This is a genomic window from Sorangium sp. So ce321, assembly GCF_051530195.1.
GTDB lineage: Bacteria > Myxococcota_A > Polyangia > Polyangiales > Polyangiaceae > Sorangium.
The window spans coordinates 596,566-619,960 of record NZ_CP150329.1; the positions used below are offsets into that span (position 1 = coordinate 596,566).

16 protein-coding genes and 2 pseudogenes are annotated in these 23,395 nt (G+C 69.6%); 14 read left to right on the forward strand and 4 right to left on the reverse strand.

The window, feature by feature from the left end:
• The first annotated feature begins 159 nt into the window (after positions 1-159).
• The 3 genes from WME89_RS02355 to WME89_RS02365 all read left to right on the forward strand — a co-directional run bounded on the left by WME89_RS02355 (position 160) and on the right by WME89_RS02365 (position 2,209).
• The gene (locus WME89_RS02355) at positions 160-831 is read left to right on the forward strand and encodes a TetR/AcrR family transcriptional regulator (protein ID WP_438007662.1); all 672 of its coding nucleotides are present in this window, start codon (positions 160-162) and stop codon (positions 829-831) included.
• Between the two features lie 78 nt (positions 832-909).
• On the forward strand, positions 910-1,374 hold the full coding sequence (locus WME89_RS02360; RefSeq protein ID WP_438007663.1) for an ABA4-like family protein: 465 nt from the start codon (positions 910-912) through the stop codon (positions 1,372-1,374).
• Position 1,375: 1 nt separating this feature from the next.
• Positions 1,376-2,209: a hypothetical protein gene (locus tag WME89_RS02365; protein ID WP_438007664.1), complete on the forward strand. Its 834-nt coding sequence runs from the start codon at positions 1,376-1,378 to the stop codon at positions 2,207-2,209.
• A 353-nt stretch (positions 2,210-2,562) separates the two neighbouring features.
• On the opposite strand, the gene WME89_RS02370 is transcribed toward WME89_RS02365, so the two are convergent.
• Both WME89_RS02370 and WME89_RS02375 read right to left on the reverse strand, forming a co-directional pair.
• On the reverse strand, positions 2,563-3,678 hold the full coding sequence (locus WME89_RS02370; RefSeq protein ID WP_438007665.1) for a BPSS1187 family protein: 1,116 nt from the start codon (positions 3,676-3,678) through the stop codon (positions 2,563-2,565).
• 99 nt (positions 3,679-3,777) lie between these two features.
• Positions 3,778-4,368: an AraC family transcriptional regulator ligand-binding domain-containing protein gene (locus tag WME89_RS02375; protein WP_438007666.1), complete on the reverse strand. Its 591-nt coding sequence runs from the start codon at positions 4,366-4,368 to the stop codon at positions 3,778-3,780.
• Positions 4,369-4,445: 77 nt separating this feature from the next.
• Here WME89_RS02375 and WME89_RS02380 point away from each other — a divergent pair, with 77 nt between their 5' ends.
• Together WME89_RS02380 and WME89_RS02385 are read left to right on the forward strand one after the other, a co-directional pair.
• Positions 4,446-4,961: a hypothetical protein gene (locus WME89_RS02380; protein ID WP_438007667.1), complete on the forward strand. Its 516-nt coding sequence runs from the start codon at positions 4,446-4,448 to the stop codon at positions 4,959-4,961.
• Between the two features lie 632 nt (positions 4,962-5,593).
• A complete protein-coding gene (locus tag WME89_RS02385) occupies positions 5,594-6,820 on the forward strand; it encodes an alkaline phosphatase family protein (protein WP_438007668.1) in 1,227 nt (408 codons plus the stop codon).
• A gap of 235 nt (positions 6,821-7,055) precedes the next feature.
• On the opposite strand, the pseudogene cbiH reads toward WME89_RS02385, so the two are convergent.
• Positions 7,056-7,409 (reverse strand): annotated as a pseudogene (cbiH, locus tag WME89_RS02390) (precorrin-3B C(17)-methyltransferase); the annotation flags it as partial.
• 203 nt (positions 7,410-7,612) lie between these two features.
• On the opposite strand from cbiH, the gene WME89_RS02395 reads away from it, so the two are divergent.
• The 6 genes and pseudogenes from WME89_RS02395 to WME89_RS02420 form a co-directional block, all read left to right on the forward strand.
• Positions 7,613-9,370, forward strand: coding sequence for a sigma-54-dependent transcriptional regulator (locus WME89_RS02395; RefSeq protein ID WP_438007669.1), 1,758 nt, complete (start codon positions 7,613-7,615; stop codon positions 9,368-9,370).
• Positions 9,371-9,445: 75 nt separating this feature from the next.
• A complete protein-coding gene (locus WME89_RS02400; RefSeq protein ID WP_438007670.1) occupies positions 9,446-13,603 on the forward strand; it encodes a TOMM system kinase/cyclase fusion protein in 4,158 nt (1,385 codons plus the stop codon).
• 14 nt (positions 13,604-13,617) lie between these two features.
• Positions 13,618-13,986, forward strand: coding sequence for a hypothetical protein (locus WME89_RS02405; protein ID WP_438007671.1), 369 nt, complete (start codon positions 13,618-13,620; stop codon positions 13,984-13,986).
• Between the two features lie 48 nt (positions 13,987-14,034).
• Positions 14,035-15,258 carry a YcaO-like family protein gene (locus WME89_RS02410; protein WP_438007672.1) on the forward strand — a complete coding sequence of 408 codons (1,224 nt, stop codon included), beginning with the start codon at positions 14,035-14,037 and terminating at the stop codon, positions 15,256-15,258.
• Positions 15,255-16,601: a TfuA-like protein gene (locus WME89_RS02415; RefSeq protein ID WP_438007673.1), complete on the forward strand. Its 1,347-nt coding sequence runs from the start codon at positions 15,255-15,257 to the stop codon at positions 16,599-16,601. Before WME89_RS02410 ends, WME89_RS02415 begins: the two co-directional genes overlap by 4 nt.
• Before the next feature lie 37 nt (positions 16,602-16,638).
• Positions 16,639-16,842: pseudogene (locus WME89_RS02420) on the forward strand (transposase domain-containing protein); the annotation flags it as partial.
• 298 nt (positions 16,843-17,140) lie between these two features.
• Here WME89_RS02420 and WME89_RS02425 read toward each other — a convergent pair.
• A complete protein-coding gene (locus WME89_RS02425; protein WP_438007674.1) occupies positions 17,141-17,374 on the reverse strand; it encodes a hypothetical protein in 234 nt (77 codons plus the stop codon).
• Between the two features lie 12 nt (positions 17,375-17,386).
• Here WME89_RS02425 and WME89_RS02430 point away from each other — a divergent pair, with 12 nt between their 5' ends.
• The 3 genes from WME89_RS02430 to WME89_RS02440 all read left to right on the forward strand — a co-directional run bounded on the left by WME89_RS02430 (position 17,387) and on the right by WME89_RS02440 (position 23,090).
• On the forward strand, positions 17,387-18,448 hold the full coding sequence (locus tag WME89_RS02430; protein WP_438007675.1) for a phytanoyl-CoA dioxygenase family protein: 1,062 nt from the start codon (positions 17,387-17,389) through the stop codon (positions 18,446-18,448).
• 72 nt (positions 18,449-18,520) lie between these two features.
• On the forward strand, positions 18,521-20,140 hold the full coding sequence (locus WME89_RS02435) for a hypothetical protein (RefSeq protein ID WP_438007676.1): 1,620 nt from the start codon (positions 18,521-18,523) through the stop codon (positions 20,138-20,140).
• Positions 20,141-20,225: 85 nt separating this feature from the next.
• Positions 20,226-23,090, forward strand: coding sequence for a TIM-barrel domain-containing protein (locus WME89_RS02440; protein WP_438007677.1), 2,865 nt, complete (start codon positions 20,226-20,228; stop codon positions 23,088-23,090).
• The last annotated feature ends 305 nt before the right edge of the window (positions 23,091-23,395 follow it).

The window sequence follows — 23,395 nt, forward strand, 5'->3', positions numbered from 1 at the left end:
GGCCTGTCCCGCCAGGCAGGCCGGCCTGGAGGAGGCCCATCGACATCCTTGTCTTGACGGTCCGTGGTTTCACCGTTATACAAAGTAACACTGTTACGAACGGGAGACGATGGAGGCGACGGGAGGGCCGGCGCCGCCCACCGGCCAGACGACACGGACATGGCGAGCACGCGCTTGAAGACCACGAAGACAGGCGGCACGACCCAGGCGGAGCGCCTGCAGGCGTCGAGCTTGCAGCGCCGCGAGCAGCAGAAAGAGAACCTGCGGGGCGAGATCCTGGCGGCGGCGGGCGAGCTGTTTCTGGAGCAGGGGTACGAGGCGTTCTCGATGCGCCAGGTGGCCGAGCGCATCGGCTACTCGGCGACGACGATCTACCGCTACTACGAGAACAAGGACGATCTCCTGTTCGCCATCGTCCTCGAGGGCTTCACCGAGTTCCAGCGGGCGCTCGTCGCGGCCGCCGAGAGCACCGCGGAGCCGCTCGAGCGGCTCGAGGCGCTCGGCGCCGCGTACGTTCGGTTCGGCATGGAAAACCCGGTGCACTATCGGCTGATGTTCATGCAGCGGTTCGACTTCGTCTTCGACCAGCGGAAGGAGCAGCAGCAGCCGATGATCGGCTCGTTCGATGTGCTGCAAACAGCGGTCGCGTCCGCGATGGATGCCGGCGTGATGCAGCGCGGCGACGTGGAGCTCCACAGCCAGGTGATCTGGGCCCTGGTCCACGGGATCACCGCCCTCGGCCTGGCCGACCGCGGCCGCTTCACGGCCGAGAACGTCGACCGGACCCTGGAGATCGCCATCAAGATGATGGTCCGAGGCCTGCGCCCCTGATCGCTCTCTTTTTTTTCTCATAAAGTTAACACTGTTACTATTAGTTTCACCGTTATGTTTGCGTTGATGGAGGATGTGATGGATCGAGTCTTTGGTCTGAGTGGCTTGCTCGTGCTGCCGTTCTGGGGCCTGATGATCTTCCTGCCCCGCGCCCGCTGGACGCGGCGGATCATGGAGTCACCGCTCGTGATCCTCGCGCCCGCGCTGCTCTATACGGCGCTCGTCTTGCCGGCCCTCCGCGAGGTGCTGCCGATCGTCAACCGGCCGAGCCTCGAGTCGGTCGCCTCGCTGCTCGGCTCCCCCGCCGGCGCCACGATAGGCTGGGTTCATTTCCTCGCGTTCGATCTCTTCGTGGGCCGGTGGGTGTACCTGGACAGCCGGGATCGCGACATCTCGCCCTGGCTCATGGCCCCGGTGCTCTATCTGACGCTCATGCTCGGCCCGATGGGGTTCTCGCTCTACCTCGGCGTCCGCGCCCTCGCCGGTCGACAGGCGCACGCCCACGGCGCGATCTCGGCGAGCCGCCGCGTGAAGGAGGCCTGAGATGAACGCGCGTTCGATGAGCACATCGCTCCAGCTCCCTCGCTCGCTCGAGGAGCTCCTCAGGCGAAGCCCTGTCCTGTTCACGGCGGCCGTCGTCCACCTCGCGCTGCTCGTCTTGCTGCTCGGCCTCGCCTCGCTCGACGAGCGCCTCGTGATGGGGGTGAACGCGTGGATCAAGCCGGCGAAATTCGCCGCCTCGATCGCCATCTACCTCCTGACGATCAACTGGCTCATCGGCGACGTCGCGCTCCCGCCGAGGGGCCGGAGGGCGGTCGTCTGGGGCACGGTGGCGCTGGTGAGCTTCGAGATGATCGCGATCACCATGCAGGCAGCGCGGGGTGTGACGTCGCACTTCAACCAATCGTCGCCGTTCGACGGAGCGGTGTTCGCGCTCATGGGCGTCGCCATCCTGGCGAACACGGGGCTCGCGGCGTACCTCACGCACAGGTTCTGGACGACGCGACCGCCGCTGCCGACTCCCTATCTCTGGGGCATCCGGCTGGGTCTCCTCGTGTTCCTCCTGGCTTGCGCGGAAGGCGCGTTCATGTCCCAGCAGAGCGGGCACAGCGTCGGCGTCGCGGACGGCGGGCCCGGGCTCCCCATCATCAACTGGAGCACGCAAGGCGGCGACCTGCGCGCAGCGCACTTCTTCGGGATGCACGGCCTGCAGGCCATCCCGCTGGTCGGGTACTGGCTGTCGACGCGGGGATCGGGCCCGGCGTCGCGCCCGCGGCGGGCCGCGCGATGGGTCATCGCGTTCGGCGTCGGCTATGGCGCCGTCGCGCTGGGGCTCTTCCTCATGGCCCTCGCAGGGCGACCGCTGATTCGAATGTAGCGCGCGGAGGGGGCTCGCGTCCCGCCCGGACGCGCTGCGTCCGCGGGAGACGCCGGCCTGTTCGTCCCGCCTGGACCCGCCCCCGGTTATCCTGCTTACCTGCTTCCTATCGTGACCGTATCCCGTGACGAGATCTTCATCTCGCTCGTCCTCTGCCTCGTGTCGGCCACGTACTTTGACGAAGCTGCCACGGCGGTCCTCCGGGCAATGAAGCTGCCGAGCAGAGAGAGAGAGAGCGCGGCGCGGCGAGCCCCCTCCTCGCTGCTACCGCCGCCGTTCGGGCGATGCTCGACGCCGCGGCTAGCTAGACTGACGGGTCCTCGCGGCAGCCTCACTCGACGGGGAGCGCGACATCACGGCAGCGGCAAGCCGAACATCGTCTCGCAGACGGCGACGTGCGCGCCGCAGTTGCCGGCGGCTCCGTGGTCGCCGTCCTTGAGCGCGAGCCGGTGCGACCCGCCGTACGGCGGCGCCGCGCCCGGGACGTCCACCTCGACGAGCTCGCCGGGCAGACCGATGAGGTCGAACGCCTTGAGGTGATCCGGGTGCTGCTCATCGCGCTCGCCGGTCAATCCGAACATGCGATCCACGGGCGTCGCCGACGGCTCCGAGAGCCAGGTGGCGCTCACCGGGTTCGTATCGCGCGGCCCGGCCAGCGACACCACCCGGTCGAGCCGGACGACCTTGCCGATGCGGGCGGCCGAGCTTGCGCCGTGCGAGTGGCCGCTGAAGATGATGACCGACCAGCGCGGGCTCCCGTCGTCTTCGAGGAAGTAGCCCCAGTCGCCTTGCGGGTGGACCTCTTTCAGGTGCGCGAGCGCCTTCGCCAGCCGCGCTTCGATGCTGTCGGCCCTTGCCACCTCGATGAGCGCGGTGTGGTCCTGTCCGTCGAACGCCTCAAGCCGCGCGTCGCCGAACGTGTCCGGATCATTTTGAACGATGTTGTAGTCGTTCTTGTAGGCGACCGCGAACGCGTGAAAGCCGCGCGCGGCGACGAAGCGGGTGAGATCGAGCGGGCCGGGAGGCTGGCTGCTCCCCGACAGCGTGACGACGAGCTTGCCCGCGAACCGCGCGACCCGAGTGTCGAGGAGGGCCACCTGCTCCAGGTCGCGGTCGGAGACCTCTGGATCGAGCTCGCTGGGCTTGAACCGGATCTCGTTGAGCTCGGGCGAGCTCGTGTCCACGTGCAACTCGCGCGGCGCGCCGCCCGCGCCGCCCGCGCCGCCCGCGCCGCCCGCGCCGTTCGCAGAGCCCGCGCCGTTCGCGCCGCCCGCGCCGTTCGCAGAGCCCGCGCCGCTCGCAGAGCCACCGACTCCGGAGGTCGCGGCGGCGCCGCCGGTCCCGGTAGTAGCGGTGCCCGTGGCTGCTCCGCCGCCAGCGCCCGGGGGACCGCCGTCGCTCGACGAGCCGCCGCACGCCACGCACCCGAGCGCCCACCAGGCGCAACCGACCCACGCCGTGATCCGCATGCTCGAAACGTTACCAGATCACCTCCGGCGCACCGCGGTGAACGAGCCGGATCTCCCGAGTTCCTCGGTCGCGCAGCGCGGTGCGGGCGCGCACGGCCGTCATTTTCCCGCGCGGTTAGAAGGCTGCCGGTCCGCGCGGGCGACGAGAAGTGCAGCGCGGTGCGCCGCGCGCCGAACCGCAAACGGGCCACGCCGAGCAGCTCGACCCACCGCGCGCGCGGCTCGGGGCTGGGTTCGGCCAGCTCGAGCCACGGCATTTCGAGCGACCGGCTCGGCAGCACCCGCATCCGCGCCAGCACGATGCCGAGCACCAGCAGGTCGCTCTCGCGCCCCTGGGAAGGACGGCTGGTTGACGATGACCACGCGCCGCACGCCGCTCCGCAGCCGCTCGAGGAGCAACTGGATGCCGGGCGCGACGAGCGGGAAAACCCGCTGGGCCACCGTGAGCGCCGCCCCCACCGTCGCCGAAGACGCCGCGAGGTAGTCCACCACGCCCATCGTGCCCAGCGGCATCGTCAGCCCCACCTCGAGCGGGAGGGTCCGCCGGCCGGTGCGCGCGATGGCCCGGGCCCACAACGTTGCGAGCGCCAGGTCGTCGTCGATGGGGCCGATCTTCAGCCGCGGAACATCGACCCCGAAGCGGCCCAGCGCCTCGGAGATGGCCTGTGCGGTGGCGGGCACGACGGGCATGCCGCGAGGTGAGCACGTGGCGCACGAAGACAAATGACTGGCGTGCGTGGACAAACACCCGAACGCATAGTGGGCGCATGACTGCTGCACAGACACTGGCCAGGGCGTTCCACGAAGATCCCTTTATCTGCTGGGCGGAGCCCGACCCCGTCCGGCGACCGCGAACGATGACCACGGTGTTCGGAGCGATGCTGGCGCACGCGGACCGGCACGGCGGGCGGCTGTTCGAGCCCGGGGTCGGCTCGGTGGACTGGAAGCCCCCGGCGCACGCGGGCATGGGCCTCGGAGACGTCCTCCGCAGCGGCCTGTGGCGGGTGATGCTCGAGGTTCCGCCGGCGGTGTGGTGGCGGCTGTCGGCGCACGAAGACGCCGGGATGGCCCGCGTTCGCCCCTTCCTCGGGGCAGGAGCCGGCGTCTCCTGTCGTCCGGGCTCGATCGGGCCGGCGTCCCCTGACCGACGGCTCGAACCCCGCCTCGCGGAGGTTGACCGGAGCCTTGGTGTTGCCGACGAGGTAATACTCTCCCTGGGTCTCGGCGAGGGTCGCGCCGCCCAGCCTCCCTACGCGTGCCATCTAGAGCGACAAACGGGTTGAAACCACGAGAGAAAGCAGGAATTTCACAGGGAGGCGGGGAGGCGGGGAGCGAGAGACGGCAAGAGGGAGAAATTCATTTTTTCTTCCTCCCCGCCTCCCCGCCTCCCCGCCTCCCTGTGAAAATTCTCCGGGTTTCAACGTGATCGTTGTTCTAGACCCTGAGGCATCCCCTCAAACTCTTCGGAAAATTCACAGGGAGGCGGGGAGGCGGGGAGGGAAATCTTCAAAATACTCCCTGTCTCCCCGCCTCCCTGTTCAATTTTTCCGCTGAAAATGGCTGGAAAATGAGGGGATTCCTCAGCTCCAGAGCGGCGCGGGACGCGTGCTCCTCGGCTCCGGGGCCGAGCCCGACGATCGCCCGCCGCGAGGCAGGAGGCAGTCGTCTGGGGCGCGGTGGCGATGGTGAGCTTCGAGATGATCTACGGCGCCGTCGCGCTGGGGCTCTTCCTGATGGCGCTCGCAGGGCAGCCGCTGGTTCGCATGTAGCGCGCCGAGGCGGGCGGCCGGGATCTCGTTTCGCGTGGCGGCGACTGGCAGTTTTTGATAGACAAATTCAGCGTCGTGAAGCTGGCCCTGCGCGGCCGTGTCGGCCGACAGAGCTCGGAACCGCATGGGAAAGCGAGCAGGGGAACATGGCAGACATCCGTCATCTGGTCATCGTGATGCTCGAGAACCGATCGTTCGACCACATGCTGGGTTACCTGCGCGGCACGGGCATGGACGTCGATGGGGTGATCGGCGCGACGAACTCGGACGAGCACGGCACGCCGATCAAGGGATATCATCTCGAGAGCACGAGAGTCCGGATCCGCCCGCATCATCACCGGGACGAAGTCGTGAGGCAGATCAACGGCGGCGCGATGGACGGTTTCGTCAAAGGCTACGGCGCGAACAGCCACGTCGCCGAGATCATGGGCTGGTACGACCAGCGCGATCTGCTGACGTACGACAGCCTCGCGCGGCAGTACGTCGTTTGCGACCGGTGGTTCGCCTCGTTCGCAGGCCCGACGTGGCCAAACCGGTTCTTCGCGCTGTGCGGAACCAGCGGGGGGCTCACGGGCAACGGGAGGTGGATCGACCGCGCGACGTTCTTCGACCTGTTGCCGGTCGGCTCGTGGCGCTACTACTCGCACGATGTCGCGTTCTTGCGCGCCGTCGAGAATTACAGGGGCCACGTCGGACTGCCGATCGAGAAGGTATCCTCGTTTTACAGGGCCTGCCTCCAGGGCACGCTGCCCAGCGTCTCGTGGATCGACCCGAACTTCACGCTGGTCGCCGTGGACGCGCTGCTGAACTGGGCGAATGACGATCATCCCCCCGCGGACGTGGCGCGCGGTCAGAACCTGGTCGCGCGCATCTACAATCACCTGATCGCGAGCCCGGCATGGCCGCACACGGTGCTCGTGGTGACCTACGACGAGCATGGCGGGTTCTACGACCACGTGCGCCCGCCGCCGTCAGCGGGCGAAGCGGCGCCGTTCGATGCGCTCGGCGTCCGCGTGCCGGCCCTGGTCGTCTCGCCCTGGGCTCCACGCGGCGTGCCTTTCCACGGCACCCTCGATCATACGTGCATCGCGCGCACCGCGCTCGAGCTGTTCGCGCCCGGTCGCGTGAACGCGCTGAGCCCTCGGGTCTCCGCGTCTCCGAGCCTGCTCTCCGTGCTCACGGAGCCCAGGCCCCGCACCGACGAGCGCCGGCTCGACGGTATCCCTGTCGTGGAGACCGCGGTCGCCCCGATCCACATGGGCCCGACGGCTCCGTCCGGCTTCCACTCCATGGAGCTCACCGACGCACAGGAGGAAATGCTGGCGCTGAAGGCGGCCGCGCTCAGGGCCGGCGTGCCGGTCGAGAACCATTGAGCCGCCGCACCTGGGCACGCTCGACTGCGAGACATTCTCCTCCGGAATCACAGCGGACCGGTCGCCAGGTCGCTTTGGCCGAGGAAGCCATCGAGGCGCTCGCCCGCGAGGAGCGACGGCGTGCACTTCCGGCCGGGCGGCTCGGCGAGGCCCCTGCGAGGATCGCGCCGCCCAGCCTTCCTACGCGTGCCATCTAGGCCTCCTCTGCTGCCGTGGGGCTCTCGTCCGAGAGCACGAGCGTGCGCCCCGGCGTCTGGCCCGGGAGCGCGGCACCATCCCATGTGTACTTGTTGGTATATCCGCGCGGCGTGACCATGTATCCCTCGAACATGAAGGTGTTGGTCGACCCGACGAGCACCGTCGTCAGCATCCCGATCTCGTACTCCAGGAAGTGGTCGAGATCGGTGAGCACGGCGCTCTCCAGCTTGCGGTAGGCGCTCTTCACCAGCGCGACAGGCGTCGTGCCCGCGCGGTGCTGCGCGATGATCTCCTGGGCCCGCACGATCTGGCGCGTGCGCCGCCCGCTCGCCGGATTGTAAAGGCCGATGACGAAGTCGGCGGAGGCGGCGGCCTCGAGCCGCCGCTCGAGGCATGGAATTCGGCCACCGCCGGCGCGTCAGGCTTTCGGACCCGTGGCGGCTCCCGTGGTCCCTCGGCCGGACGCCGGCGCCGCCATCGCTTCCGAGGCAGGAGGGCGCTCGCGTCCCGCCCGGACGCGCTGCGTCCGCGGGAGACGCCAGCCTGTTCGTTCCGCCTGGACCCGCCCCCGTTATCCTGCTTACCTGCTCTATCGTGACCGTATCCCGTGACGAGATCTTCATCTCGCTCGTCCCCCGCCTCGTGTCGGCCACGTACTTCGACGAAGCTGCCGCGGCGGTCCTCCGGGCAATGTTCGACTTCGTCGAGGAAGCGCTCGCCGGAGGTCCGCTCGCCAGCCGCGCTCGGATCCTGCGCGGCGTCGTCCACCTCCGCCCCGAGGGCAGCTACCAGCGCCTCTTCGGCATCGACCGCGCGAGCGGCGCGCGCATCGAAGGCACCGGCTATCTCACCTCCGGCAGCGTCTGGAGCTGGATCGAAAAGCACCGCTGTTCGGTCTCGATCGACGTCCAGCGCGCCGCGGTCCGCTCCTGGATGCCGGACGGGGCGATCGAGCTCCGCGACCCGTCGGAGGCGGCCGGCGTGCCCGGCGACGCGACGCGCAAGCGCATGCTCGATCGCGACGCGACCCACGTCCATGTCGTCCCGCTGCGCGCGCCCGGCGGCAGCGTCGACGGCATGATCACGCTCGAGGCGAGCTCCAGGGGGACCGTCGGACGGGAGCTCCCCTGGGCGGAGTGCTACGAGGGGCTGGAGATCCTCGCCAGCATCGCCGGGGCGTTCATCGCCGCCCGCGCGCTGCCGCTCCGCGCGGACGAGCCGGCGAGCCCGGACGAGTTCCTGCCGGTCGTCGGTCAGAGCACCGCGCCCCTGGTCGAGCTGCTCCGCGCCTTCGCCCCGAGGGACGACACCATTCTGATCACCGGCCCGACCGGCGCTGGCAAATCCAGGCTCGCGCGCTGGTGCCACGAGCACTCGCAGCGCCGGGGCCAGCCCTTCGAGTCGCTGGACCTCCTCGGCGTGCCCGAGGACCTGCAGATGGCCGAGCTGTTCGGCTGGAAGCGGGGCGCCTTCACCGGCGCGGTCAAGGACAACCCCGGCGCGGTCGCCCGCGCCGCGAAGGGCACGCTCTTCCTCGACGAGATCGACAAGCTCTCGCTCAAGGCCCAGGCGGGCCTCCTGCGCTTCATCGAGGAGCGCGCCTACCGGATGCTGGGCGACGACGGGGCGGGGGAGCGCCGCGCCGACGCGCGCCTCCTCGTCGGCACCAACGCCGATCTGCGCGCCGCCGTGCGCGCCGGCCGCTTCCGCGAGGACCTGTACTACCGCATCAACGTCCTGCCGGTGCGGCTGCTCCCGCTCGCCGAGCGCCTCGACGAGCTCCCGCGCTGGGCCGATTACATGCTGAACCGGCGCCATCAGGAGGCCGACGGCAAGGGGACGGCGCGCTTCGAGCCCGAGGCCATGAAGCTCCTCGTGTCCGCGCCCTGGCCGGGCAACCTGCGGCAGCTCGACAACATCGTCCGGCGCGCCTACGCGCTCCAGCTCGCGGGGCAGAGCGGCCTCGGGGGCGATCTCGTGATCCAGCGGCGCCACGTCGAGCGCGCGCTCACGTTCGACGGCGACGCCGAGCCGAGCGCGCTGGTCAAGCTGCTCTGGCGGGCGGCGCTCAGCTTCGTGAGCGAGGCCGAGCGGCGCCGGGGCGGCAGCGCCCCGCTCCCGCTCGAGGCGACCGAGGCCTTCCGGGGCATGGTCCTGGGCGCGGCGGTGCAGCGGACGGGCAACCGCGACGACGCCTTCACGCTGCTCGGCCAGGAGCCGCTGCTCAAGAACCGCAACCACCACCGGACGCTGCGCCGCGAGCTCTCGCGGGTGCGCGAGGTCCTGGACCTGCTCGGGGGCGACGCCGACCCGGATCTCCTGGCGGTGCTCGACGCCGACAAGGAGCCCTGACGGAGAGGCGCCGGCGCGCCCCGAGCGCCCCGACCCCCCGGCTGCCAAGCGCCTCCGCCGACCAGGAGATCGAGCATGCAGCGCTACGTTGCAGACGGGGCAGCACCCGTGACAGGCACCCTGTTCGCGGGGCGTTACGAGATCCTGGGCAAGCTCGGCGAGGGCGGCTTCGGCGTGGTGCACAAGGCCCGCCAGCTCACCACCGGGCAGCCGATCGCCTTGAAGATCCTGCGCCTCGCCGAGCCGCGAGGCGCCGCGCAGCCCGACAGGCGGGCGGCGCGCTTCCTGCGCGAGACGCGGCTCTGCGCCCAGCTTCACCACCCCAACATCGTCCAGCTCGTCGACGCGGGTCAGCTCGAGGACGGGACCCTCTACACAGCGTTCGCCTTCGCGCCCGGCGACAACCTCGCCGCGCTGCTCGAGCGCGAGGGCGCGCTCGCGCCGCCCGAGGCGCGGCACATGATGCTCCAGGTGCTCGACGCCCTCGCCTGCGCCCACGCGGCGGGCGTGGTCCACCGCGACCTCAAGCCCAGCAACATCATGGTGATCCCCACGGGCGCCCGCCGCAACGCGCTGGTGCTCGACTTCGGGATCGGCGCTGCGCTCGACGCCGAACGATCCACGCGGCTGACCGGCACCCACGACGCGCTGGGCACGCCGGGCTACGGGGCGCCGGAGCAGTGGCGCGGCGCCGAGCCTTCGCCGCGCGCGGACCTGTTCTCGTGGGGCCTCGTGTTCCTCGAGTGCCTGACGGGCACGCCGGCGTACGGCGGCACGGAGGCCGAGATCTTCTATCGGCTGCTCGGCCCCGAGCCCGTCCCGATCCCCGCCGCGCTCGAGCGCCACCCGCTCGGCGACCTGCTCGCCCGCGCGCTCCGCAAGGACGAAGGCGCGCGCGACGTCACCGCCCGCGGGCTCTTCGACGCGCTCGAGGCCTGCAGCCTGCGCGGCTTGTCGCGCGAGGCGATGCTCGGCGCCGGCGGCCCCTCGTCCGGCGGGGACACGCGGTCGCTCGCCTCGGCCGCGACGGTCGCCACGTCGCTCGACCGACGGAGGGCGCCCGCGCTCGAGGGCGAGCGCCGGCAGCTGACGGCGCTCTGCTGTCACCTGAGCGCGCGCGCGGCCGCCGCGCAGGCCGCCGACGTCGAGGCGCTGGACGACCCCTTGCGCGCGGCGCTCGCCCTCTGCGCCGATGTAGCGCGCCGGTACGGGGGGTACGTGGCCGCGGCGCTCGGCGACGATCTGCTGATCTACTTCGGCTACCCCGGCGCGGCGGAGGACGACGCCAGGCGCGCTGCCCGCGCGGCGCTGGCGATGGCCGGCGCCGTCCAGGCCGAGGACCAGCCGAGCGCCGCGCCGGGCGTCCGGATCGAGGTGAGCGTCGGCCTCCACACCGGCCCTGTCGTCGACGGGAGCCTGGGGGATCTCGAGGGCGCGTGCCTCGTCGCCGGCAGCACACCGCGGCTCGCTGCGCAGCTCGCCTCGCTGGCGCCGCCGGGCGCCGTCGCGGTCAGCGCCGCGTCGCAGGCGTTGCTGCGGGGCTCCTTCGACCTCGAGAGCGAAGGGGCCCGATCCATCGAGGGGATCGCGGCGCCGGTGGAGACCTTCCGCCTCCGGCAGGAGCACGGCGACGCGGCGAGGTGGCCGACCCCCGACGGCTCGCGGGCGCCGCTCCACGGCCGCCATCAAGAGCTCGGGCTCCTCGTGGAGCGGTGGCGCCGCGCGTGCGAGGGGGCGGGCCACGCGAGCCTCATCACCGGCGAGGCCGGCATCGGCAAGAGCTGCCTGGTGCGCGCGCTGCACCGCCGGCTGGCGCACGAGCCCCACACGTTCCTCGAAGCGCGGTGCTCGCCCGATACGCGAAACAGCCCCCTCCGTCCGGTGGTCGATCTCATCGAGCGCGCCTTCGGGCTCGATCAGGAGGCCGACGCAGGCCGCAAGATCGCGCGGCTCGCCGGGGAGCTCGCCGGCCACGGCTTCACGCTGGCCGAGGCCATGCCGCTCTTCCTGCCGCTCTTCTCCCTGCCCATCGGCGCGCCGTACGCGCCGCTCGACGTCTCGGCGCAGCGGCAGAAGGAGCTGACGCTCCAGGCCATCGCGTCGCTGCTCCTCGCGATGGCGGACGCGCGGCCCGTCCTCCTGTTGGTCGAAGACTTGCACTGGGCCGACCCCACCACGATGGAGTTCCTCGGCCAGCTCGTGCGCGAGGCGACGACGGTCGCCCTGTGCGTCCTCATGACGGCGCGCCCGGAGTTCTCGCCGTCGTTCTCGACGTCCGATGTGCTGCTGCTCCCGCTGGGCCGCCTGGAGCGCTCGCCGATGGAGGAGATGCTCACCGGGCTCCTCGGCCACAAGGCGCTGCCTCCCGCCGTCGTCGAGCAGGTGGCGGACCGCGCCGACGGGGTGCCGCTCTTCGCGGAGGAGCTGCTCCGGACGATGGTCGATTCGGGGCTCCTGGCGGAGCGGGAGGATCGCTACGAGCTCACCGGGCCGCTCTCGGGCGCGGCGATCCCGGGGACGCTGCGGGCGCTGCTCACGGCGCGCCTGGATCGGCTCGCGCGCGCCAGGGAGACGGCCCAGCTCGCGGCGGCCCTGGGGCGGGAGTTCAGCGTCGAGGTGCTCTCGGCCGCGAGCCCGCTCGGCCCGGCGGCCGTGGCGGAAGACCTGGAGCGCCTGATGGGCGCGGGGCTCGTGCTGCGCCGGCGGCGGGGCAAGGAGGCGGTGGGGATGTTCAAGCACGCGCTGGTGCGGGACGCGGCGTACGAGTCGCTGTCCACCGGCGCGCGGCGGAGGGTCCACGCGCGCATCGCTGCGACGCTGGAGGAGCGGTTTCCGGAGGTGGTCCGGACGCGGCCGGATCTGCTCGCCCTCCACCACGCGGCGGCGGAGCAGAAGCGCGAGGCCGTGGGCTACGCGCAGAAGGCGGCGCAGGCGGCGCTGGCTCGGTCGGCGTACGTGGAGGCGATCACCGGGGCCAGGCAGGCGATCGAGTGGCTGCCGGCCGTGGCGCAGGAGCACGAGCGAGCCGAGATGGAGCTCGGGCTGAACGGCGTCATCATGCCGGCGCTGATCACGACCAGGGGCTGGTCGGCGCCAGAGGTAAAGAGCATTTACGAACGGGCCATCGAGCTCGCCACGCAGACCGGCGAGCAGGAGCGGGGGAGCCAGGCGCTGCACGGCATGGCGATGTTCACGCTGTTCCGCGGCGATCTCGCGGCAGCCCGGGACATCGCGAGCCAGTGCGCGAGGCTGGCGGAGGACATGAATGACGTCGCCGCCCTCGCGCAGGCGTCGCTCATCCTGGCGAACGTGACCACGTGGCTGGGGGACCACCACGAGGGCGAGCCTCACCACCGGCGTGTCATCGAGCTCTACCAGCCGGCGCAGCTGCCCGCCTACATGGCGCGTTATGGCTGGAACCCGAGCATCGTCGTGCGCGTGACCCACGCCATGAGCGTGTGCATCTGCGGCGAGCCGGATCGCGCGGCGCGGATCTACGAGGAAGCGATCGCGGCGGCGGAGGCGACGGAGCACCCCTTCACCATCGCCATCGCCTACCAGATCGGCGCGTGGGTCCACCACCTCAGGCGCGAGGTGGCCGACACGCAGAGGTACGCCGACGCGCTGGGGAAGGTCGCCGCCGACCATGGGTTCCCTGCGTTCATGGTGCTCGCCGACGCGCTGGGGGGCTGGGCCATGGTCCATTCGGGACAGGCGGAGCAGGGGCTCGAGCGCGTCCGGGCCGCCATCGCGCGCTGGCGGCGAATGGGCTCGGGGATGGTCACCACCTTCTACGCCACGCACCTGGCCGACGCCTGCCTGGCCGCCGGCGCCGTCGAGGGCGCCCGCGAGGCGCTCGACGAGGCGCTCGGCGAGGCGTTCACGACCCAGGAGCGCTGCTACCACCCGGAGCTCTACCGGCTGCTCGGGGAGGTGTGGCGGGCCCGGGGAGACCCGGGGCAGGCGGAGGCCGCGTTCGCGCGCGCGAGGGACATGGCCGAGGCGCAGGGGGCTCGGCTCTTCGCGCTGCGCGCGCAGGTGGCTCTCGTTCGCCTGCGCAGGGCTGAAGGGCGCGTCGCGCTCGACGACATGGAGCGGCTCCGTGGGCTCCGGTCGGGCATCACCGGCATTCCGGACGCTCGCGAGGCCGATTCGCTGCTGTCCGGGGGCGCTGGCCAGCCGAGCACGGGCGAGGGCTCGAGGGGATCGACGACAGGACCGCAACCGACATGACGAAGGAGGATACGATGAAGGATGAGAGTGCAACCAGCGCGGCGGAGGAGAACACGAAGGTCGATGACGAGGCGCCGGACGAACAATGTTGGGGCTTCACCATGATCGTGGCCGTGCTGAACAAAGAGGGCACCGAGACCCTGTATTACGAGGTGTCATCGGACACGGTGGCGAAGAAGCGCCACCTCAGGTCGGAAAATGCAGTGCAATCGTGGTGCAAGGAGCTGGTAGCTACGGGCGCGCAGATAGGACACGTGGCGGACGAGCCGGGTATCCAACGGCTGGTGGATATGGATGCGCAGACGGCACACAAGAAGGTACCGGCGACCACGGAGTTCTGCGGCACCTACCTGGTCAACCTGACCGGCTTCAGGAGGCGGTAGCCGGGGGCGCCTGAGCCCGCGCCGCTGGCCGCGAGATCCCGAGGACATGTGACCCGGCCCTCCGCACACAAGACCTTTCTCCGGGGCACGCACCGCCTGGTCAGCCCGGCGGATACCGTCGAGCGGGTGCTTCCGATGGCGCGCGCCATGGGGATCACCCGGGTCGCCGACGTCACCGGGCTGGACGTCGTCGGGATCCCGGTGGTGATGGTGTGCCGGCCCAATTCCCGATCCGTGTCTGTCTCGCAGGGCAAAGGGCTCGACATCGACGCCGCGCGCGCGTCCGGGCTGATGGAGGCCATCGAGCAGTGGCACGCCGAGCACATCCTGCAGCCGCTGCTCTTCTGCACCGCCGCGGAGCTCTCGGCGCGGCGCCGCCTCGTCGACCTCGCCGGGCTGCCGCGGCTCTCGATCGGCTCCTTCCACCCCCATCACAAGGTGCTCTGGATCGAGGGCGAAGACCTCATGAGCGGCGGCCCGCTGTGGGTGCCGCTCGAGGTGGTCCACTCCGACTACACAGTGCCGCTCCCGCCCGGCAGCGGGTGCTTCTTGACCACGACGACGGGGCTCGCCTCGGGCAACCACCGGCTCGAGGCCGTGCTCCACGGGCTCTACGAGGCCATCGAGCGCGACGCGGTGGCGCTGTGGCGCGCGGCCGGGCCGGCGCGCCGCGCGCGGACGCGCCTGGATCTCGGCACCGTGGACGACCCGATCTGCCGCGATGTGCTGGCCCGCTTCGATCGGGCCGACATCGCGGTGGGCGTGTGGGACGCGAGCAGCGATATCGGGCTGCCTGTCTTCGTGGCGGAGATCGTCGACCGCGCGCCTCACCCGGACCGCGTCCTTTACGTGAGCGGCGGTCAGGGGTGCCACCGCTCCCGCGCCGTCGCCCTCGCGCGCGCCCTGACCGAGGCCGCCCAGAGCCGTCTGACCGCCATCGCGGGGGCGCGCGACGACGTCGACCGGGCCGCGTACGAGCTGTTCCGGTCGCCGCCGCGGATCGCCGCGGCGCGCTCGGAGATCGAGCGGTTCGAGGGGCCGTGGCGCTCCTTCGGCGCCGCGAGCGACGGGTTCAGCGAGCGCTTCGACGAGGATCTCGCCGCGGTGCTCGCGGCGCTGCGCGGCGCGGGGCTCGGCCAGGTCGCGGTGGTGGATCTCACGCGGCCTGAGCTCGGGCTGCCCGTCGTCCGCGTCGTCGTGCCCGGGCTGGAGAGCATGTGGGACGCCCCTGGGTACACGCCTGGACCGCGCGCGCAGGCGGTGTCGTCGTGATCGTCCTGTTCACCGGGCCCAGCCTGCCGCCCGCGGAGGTGCCCGCGCTCCCGGAGCTGCGGGTCTTGCCGCCCGTCGCCCAGGGAGACGTCTACCGGGCCGCGCGCGAGCGACCGTGGGGGATTGGCATCGTGGACGGCTTCTTCGAGCGCGTCCCGGCGGTCTGGCACAAGGAGATCCTCTGGGCGATGTCCCAGGGCGTCCATGTGTTCGGGGCCTCGAGCATGGGCGCGCTCCGCGCCGCCGAGCTGGCCGACTTCGGCATGGTCGGCGTGGGCCGGGTCTTCGAGCAATACCGTTCGGGCGCGCTCGGCGCCGACGACGAGGTCGCGCTCGCGCACGCGTCCGCCGAGCACGGTTATCGGTGCACGTCGGAGGCCCTCGTCAATATCCGTGCGACGCTCGCCGCCGCCGTCGAGGCGAAGATCTGCGAGCCGGCGCTCGCCGAGCGGCTCGTCGTCATCGCCAGGGCCCTTTTCTACCCCGATCGCACCTGGCCAGCGGTGCTCCAGGCCGCCCGGGCCGCGCCGGAGGCCCCGCACGTGCTCGACGCGCTGAAGCGGTGGCTCCCCGCCGGGCGCGTGGACCAGAAGCGGCTCGACGCGCTCGCCATGCTCGAGGCCATGCAGGCCGCCCGCGCCCGGCATCGAGGACCGCTGGAGCCCGGTTTCATCTTCGAGCGCACCGACGTCTGGGAGCGGGCCGTCGATCGCATGCGTGCGACCCGGCTCGACATCGACCCCGGCGCGGACGTCGACGCCCTGCTCGACGAGCTGCGCCTGCTCGGGGACGAGCCGCTCTACACCCTCGCGATCCAGGGCGCCCTGCTGCGCGGCCTCGCCGAGGAGGCGGCGGAGCGCAACGGGGTGAAGGTCGGCCCCGGGCACCTCGAACGCACGGCCATGGAGTTCCGGCGCGAGCGAGGGCTGTACAACGGGCCCTCGACCCGCGCGTGGCTCGGCGAGCAGGGGCTCGACGCCGAGTCCTTCGCCCACATGATGGCGCGAGAAGCGAAGCTCCGCTGGACGGCCGCCGTGTGCGAGCCGGAGGTCCGCCGTCACCTCGTGGACCAGCTGCGCGCCATGGGCTGCTACGGGCGTCTCGAGGAGCAGGCTCGCGCCAAGCAGGCCGTGATGGAGCGTGAGGGGCTGGACGCCCTGGATCTGGCGGGCAGCGGCGTGGACGACGCGGACGCGCTGTGGCGGTGGTATTTCACCGAGCGGCTCGGCAAGCCGGTCCCCGAGGATCTGGAGACCTACGCCGCGCGCCTCGGCTTCGCTGGCGCAGGAGCGTTGCTCCGATCGGTGCTGATCGAGCGCTGGTGCATGAAGCTCCAGCCTTGACGGATGGGCGCCGAATCCGCCGGACAATGTGCCTTCGAGGGGCGCTGAGCGCCTCGCCATCGGCTACACGATCTTCGGCTCGTGTCGGATGCACGGAGTCAACCAGCTCGCCTGGGCGACGGGCGTGATCGGCAGGCTGCAGGCGGGCTGGCCGCGCGACCGGCTCGACGAGCTGCTACCCGAAGCGTCGGCCAGATCGTCGCTCGTCGCTCCGGCTGCCGGCTACGCCGACGCGTCCTGAGCGACGCCGGCCTCGGTCAGCGCCGCGGGCTGACGCGGCCCCGCGTCCAGCATCGTCGACCCGGCGAGCGCCGCAAGAGGCCAGGTCCATGGCGATGGCCGGGTGGTCACCGCGCTATGCGCGGGCGGCGCAGCCGGATGCCGGCCGTGTACTGGAGGGACGCAGCGCGTCCTGGAGGGACGCGGCGGCGGCCAATCTCCACGACGACATCGTCCCCAGCGCGCTCTCCCATCGCTCGCGCACGCAGGAGCATTCCCCGCGGCCCGCCTCGTTTCTCGCTTGGTACGTGTCGTGCAATTCAGCGCGTGCGTGGCGCGCTGGTCTCGGTTGGCCGTGCCCACGCGACCACGTCCGCGAACGCATGGCGCGCACGGATGCCCTGCGCCCGCGCAGCCTTCTCCAGCTCCGCTGCCGGATCGACGTCATGCGGTGAACATCGATGGACGTGCCGATCATTGCGAAGGGTATGTCCCTCGCCGGAATTGCCATGAATTTGAGTGACCAGCGACTGATCGAGGTTCATCTGCAGCACGGCGAGAGCCTGATGGCCAGATCCGAGGGGGGAACGTCGGTCGGGTGCGCGCCGCACCCGAACCTGCCGCATGTCTATACCGTCGACGCAGGCAAGCTGGCCCCCGGCGAGCCGTTCCGGTACGTCGTGCGCCGCGCCGATGGCACCGAGAGAGCGGAGCGGTTCTTCTCCCACTCGCTCGACCGAGGCGGGCCGGTGGACGTGTGGGAGGGGATCCGGGCCGTAGACAACGCGTTTTACGCGGCCGAGGTCAAGGAGCACTTCGAGCGCCGCGGGTTCGCCGTGGTCCGAGGCGTCCTGTCTGCGGACGTGGTGAGCGCCTTGCGCGCTGTCGTGGATCCCCTCATCGCCGGCGCATGGGGGGAGAGCAAAGCTGCGTACCGGGACAAGATCAACCTGGAGAAGGTCCTGCTCCGTGTCCCCTATCTCCTCCATGCGATGGCCGAGAAGCTGGGGCCGCTCCTGCAGCGCATCCTGGGAGACGAGGTGTTCCTCGAGTACGAGCAGGTCATGGTGGTGCGCGCAGGCTCATCGTATGCCACCCGGCGCCATCGGGATGTCGACGGCGGCAAGGACGGCCTCTCCGAGGCTTCCAAGCGCCACAAGGGCTCTGTGCACCTCTGGATCCCCCTCGTCGACATCGACGAGACGCGGGCGTGCATGTACGTCGATCCGTTCGACGCGCCCGAGCGGTCCATCACGATGGAGATGCGGGCCGGCGATGCGCTGCTCCTGCACAACTATGTATGGCACGGGAGCCGCGCCAACGCGTCCGCGGAGGATCGTATCTCCTGGCTCCTGAACCTGGCGCCCTCGCCGAGCCGCGATGAAGCCAACCCCGATGCCGATCTCAACCTTCAGATCCTCCGGGGCGGTGCGCCCACCGATCTGTCCCCTGACGTGTGCTGCCGGCTGGCCCGGGAGAAGCACGCGTTCTTGAACCTGTTTGACGCGTTCTTCACCTATGATCCATTCCTCCTGCGGATGGTCCACCCGGACAATCGCCGGGTGAGCCCCGAGCGCCCGCTCCCGTCGCGCAAGGCTGAAGGCCTCGCAGACCGCACCGCGGGCTGAGCGGGCCGCAGCGACCCGCCTCCTGCCGGATGTGTATCTGCCACCCAGGCCTCTCGACAAAAGGACACCTTGATGCTCTCAAAGAACTTTGACAGATCCGCCGCTGCCCTCGTGCTCGCCGCGTGCTCCTCTGCGTGCGGAGGCGCCGCGCAGACCTCCACGAATCCTGGAAGCGGGGCCACCACCCCGCCGGTGCTGGCCTCCCAGCTGCCCTCGTCGGCGGACCAGTGCCAGCCGACGTCGGTGCAGGCCGCACCGGCGCCACAGCCGCCTCTCCTCGTCACGAACTTCGCGGACGTCACCCCCAGGTTCGCGGGCGCTCCGAAGCTCCAGTCCTTCGCGTTCGCCCGGTACACCCAGGGGCTCACGCAGTACTGGGTCTTCATCGCCGGGCGGACCAACGGGTTCCACGGGTTCTCCACCGGCGACGAAGACTTCCCCGCGGCGAGCGCGAACACAAAGATCTGGGTGCTCGAGGATGTCTATGGCACCCCCAAGGTGCACTCGATGGATGTATCCCAGCTTCCATCCAAGTTCAGCGCGATCATGCCGCAATGGAAGTCGTCGAATCCGCTCTTTTACCAGGACTACTCGAGCGGCCTCCTGTACATCGCAGGCGGCTACGGACCGGACGCCGGCGGAAAATACCAGACGTTCCCGCTCCTCTCTGCCGTGAACATCGGTGATCTCGTCCAGGCGGTGAAGTCCAACAATCCGTACCTCCTCAACGACTCGATCGCGTTCGTTAGCTCACCGCTCGTGCAGTCGACCGGCGCCGAGCTGCTCAAGCTTGCGGACGGCAACTTCTATGTGGTCATGGGCCACAACTTCCAGGGTAAGTACACCGATGTCCTCAACGGCGCGCCCGGGGCCTCGCAGACGTACCTGAAGGCGATCAACCAGTTCAGCGTGACCACGAACACATTCCAGAACACCATCACCCTGAAGCCGGGGAAGGTGTTCACCAACGCGGACCAGTTCGGGCGGCGCGACCTCAACGTGACCTACACCGTGATGCCGGACGGACAGGCGGGGATCGGCGCCTACGGCGGCGTATTCACCGCGAGCCCGGTGCAGCTCAATTACTCCTTCCCCATCTACCTGGGCCCGGGTCAGGGTACGCAGACGCCGATCATCGACACCGCCTACGAGCAGAAAATGAGCGCCTATTCGTGCGCCAAGGTGGTGCTCTACAGCAAGTCCAAGCAGACCACCTACACCACCTTCTTCGGTGGCATCAGCCGGTGGCGCTTCGACCACACGATCAACGATTTCGTGGAGAACTCGCGCTTCGGCCACGGCGGCCCCCCGAATGTGCCCAACTTCAGCGATGGAATGCCCTGGATCGACACCATCACCACGCTCGCGCACACGTGGACCAGCCCGACGACCGGAACGACGTCCGAGGTCGCCCAGCCCACCACCAAGCTGCCGGCTCACCTGGGCACCGAGACCTTGTTCATCCCGCGCACCGCGGGGGTCCCGGGCCTCACCTCATTCAAGGAGGACATCATCGATTTCGATGCTCTCCCGAAAGGGATCCCGTTCTCCCTCGGATACCTCTACGGGGGCATCGTGGCGATGCCAAAAAAATTCTATCTGGGTGTGCAGTCCGACTCGGGGCAGACACCCAACGCGATCAACGACAAGATCTACGAGGTGTTCGTGCAGATACCCACGACCTCGAACTAGCGCGCCGCGCAGCTGAGAATCGAGGCGAGGCGCCGTTCACCAGCGGCGACGAGACAAGCAGAAGAAACATTGAAGGGTCATTCTCATGAACTACCAATACGTGCAGGTCAACGCCTTCGTGCCGAACAGCACGTGCGGCTGGAGCGGCTTCGGCGACGTCGTATCCTACAAACCATCAGGCTCGGGCACCGGCTTTCTGCTCAGCGACTGCAACGGCCGGGCGCTCTTGCTCGATTTCCTGTCGCCGACGGCGCTCCGGGTCCGCTTCAACGCGACGGCGGAGGGCTATGACGACAACAGCGCCTCGTACGCCGTCGTCAACCGGAACCTCGGCCCGGTGACGCCGCGGGTCGTCACCGATACGAGCGCGCTCTTGACGATCGACACCGGCGCCATGCAGGTGGAGGTGCAGAAGCAGCCCTTCTCGCTCGCGATCTACCGCGACGGGCAGCTCATCCACGCCGACGCGACGGTGAGCGGCGCGAACAAGGGCCTGCTGTACGTGGACGGGCAGCAGGCCGTAGCGTCGATCAAGGTCGCTCCGGAGAACGCCGTCTACGTGGGGTTGGGTGAGAAGGCGGGCTCGACGCTCAAGAAGAACGGTTTCTCGATGACGTTCTTCAACTACGACAACTTCAAGTACGCGGGCACCTCGGTCATCCCCGCGCCGCCTGCCGAGGGCTGCGGCGGCCCCCTGAACCCCAGCGAGCCGCTCTACAACTCGATCCCCCTGCTGATCGAGGTGAACCCGAGCCCGACCGGCGCGTACGCGGGGCGGCCGTACAGCTACGGCATCTTCCTCGATAACCCGGCGCAGACCTACGTGAACGTCACCGCGGACGTGGAGACGGTGTACCCATCCTTCAGCATGCAGGGGATGTATTACTTCGGGGCGCTCTACGGCGACCTGGATTATTATTTCCTCCTCGGCGACGGCGTACCGTCGGTGGTCGACCAGTACACCCAGCTCTCGGGGCGGCCGACCATGGTGCCGCGATACGTGTTCGGATACCACCAGGGCGCCTACGGCTACTACAGCCGCCAGGTGCTGGAGCAGGTCGCGCAGTCGTTTCGGGACGCGAGCTTCCCGATCGACGGCCTGCACATCGACGTGGACTTCCAGAATAACTACCGCACGTTCACGAGCAGCGACAAGAAGTTCCCGAACGTCTCCGAGATGTTCTCCAATCTCGCCGCGAAGGGCTTCAAGTGCAGCACGAACATCACGGCGCTCGTGACGTGCAACCCCTACGATGAAGACGGAAAGACCTGTGACGAGGGCGGCCTCCCCTACGGTACCCGCGACGAGGGCCTGAAGAACGACTACTTCATCTTCAATACACGCGCGAACCAGGCGTCGAGCCCCCAGCAGTTCATCTCCCAGGAGAACTACGGGGTGAACTATGGCCTGAACCCGTTCACATACCCGCCCTTGCAGAAGAACCCCCAGGGAGACACGCCGCTCCTCTCGTGCGGCTTCTACCCGAACCTGGGCGACCCGACCGTGCAGGCCTGGTGGGGCCAGCAGTACGAGGGCCTCCTCTCTGCTGGCCTGGAGATGATCTGGCAGGACATGACCTGCCCGGCCATCGAATACGATCGCACGCCGCAGTATGGCGACTACGTGCCCTACGAGCAGCTCATCGATTACTGCTCGACCGACAGCGACGACTGCGACGTGATCAAGACCCTGCCGCTGGACCTCATGATGGTAGGCCCGGACGGCGAGACCTATCAGCCGCACGCGTTCATCCACAACGGGTACTCCCTGTCCCTGTGCAAGGCCACGTTCAATGGCATCAACGCGCTCCGGCCGGGGCGGCGCAACTTCATCATCGCGCGCGGCGGATATGCGGGCGTCCAGCGTTATGCGGCGCTGTGGACCGGCGACTCGGCGTCGAGCTGGGACTTCTTGAAGATCAACATCCCGGAGGTGCTCAACGTCGGCATGTCGGGCGTGCCCATCTCGGGCTGCGACATCGGCGGCTTCGCCACGGGCTCGGGCTCGACGCAGGACGGCTACGTGACGGATCCGGCGCTGTTCGTGCGCTGGATGAACCTCGGCGCCTTCCTGCCCTGGTACCGCAACCACTATGACCACTACGAGAAGTGGTACCAGGAGCCCTACGCGTACGGGGAGCCGTACGTGTCGCATTGCCGCAAGTACGTCGAGCTACGCTATCGCCTGAACCAGGTCTTCTATGACGCGATGTACCGAGCGACGCAGACGGGCATGCCCATCTCCCGCGCCATGTTCCTGAACTTCCCGGACGACGTCGAGGTCTACAATCACCTCGACGATCAATTCTTCCTGGGAGACTTCCTCCTGATCGCGCCGATCGTGGACCAGGGTGATACGCGAAACATTTACCTGCCGCGGGGCGCGGACTGGTATCCTTTCCCCGAGGAGGGCGCGCTCGGAGCCAAGGTGGCCGGAGGGACGAACATCGGCGTCACGCCCGGGACCACGCCGTACTATGCCCCCCTCGGCGTCGTGCCCATCTACGTTCAGGCCGGGGCCATCCTGCCCATGCGTGAGCTCGAGCAATGGGTGGGCCAGCTCCCCCAGAATATCTTGACGATCACGGTCTTTCCAGGGCCGAGCTCGTCGTACGCGCTCTATCAGGACGACGGGATCAGCACGGGCTCGTCCTATCGCCTGTCGACGATCACGCAGGAGACGACCTCGACCAACCGCAGCGTCCGCGTGACGCGGAAGGTCGATCGATACAAGCCGGCCGAGCCGTACTACTACGTCGCGCTGCTCGGCGTGACGGCGGCGCCGTCGAGGGTGACAGCCGGCAAAACCACGATCCCCTTCGTGGCGGATGCCTCGAGCCTGTCGGCATCTGCCTCGAACGCCTATACGTACGATGCGACCACAGATACCGTCACGGTGAAGATCTACGACACCTCCGCGGATATCGTCGTGAACGCCACGCTGACCTGACGAGGGCCATCGCCGTGCGCGCCGCGCGGGCAGCCCTGGGGGGATCGCCCCCCGGGACCGGACGGGGAGACGGCCGGGCCCAGGACCGCGGGACGCCGGTCACCTGCTCAGCGTAGCGTCTCTGCAGCAAGCGCCGCGTCGCCTGGAGACGCAGGCCTCGCGCCCACGGGCGCGCGCGCACCCGTCTCGCCTCGACGCGAGCCCGCGTCCCTCGGTCTCGACGGGCTCGCGGCTGCGCCTCCGCGCGACGCCTGGCGCCCACGAGGGAAGTCGAGCGCATGGCACGCCCGCTGCAAACAACGGAG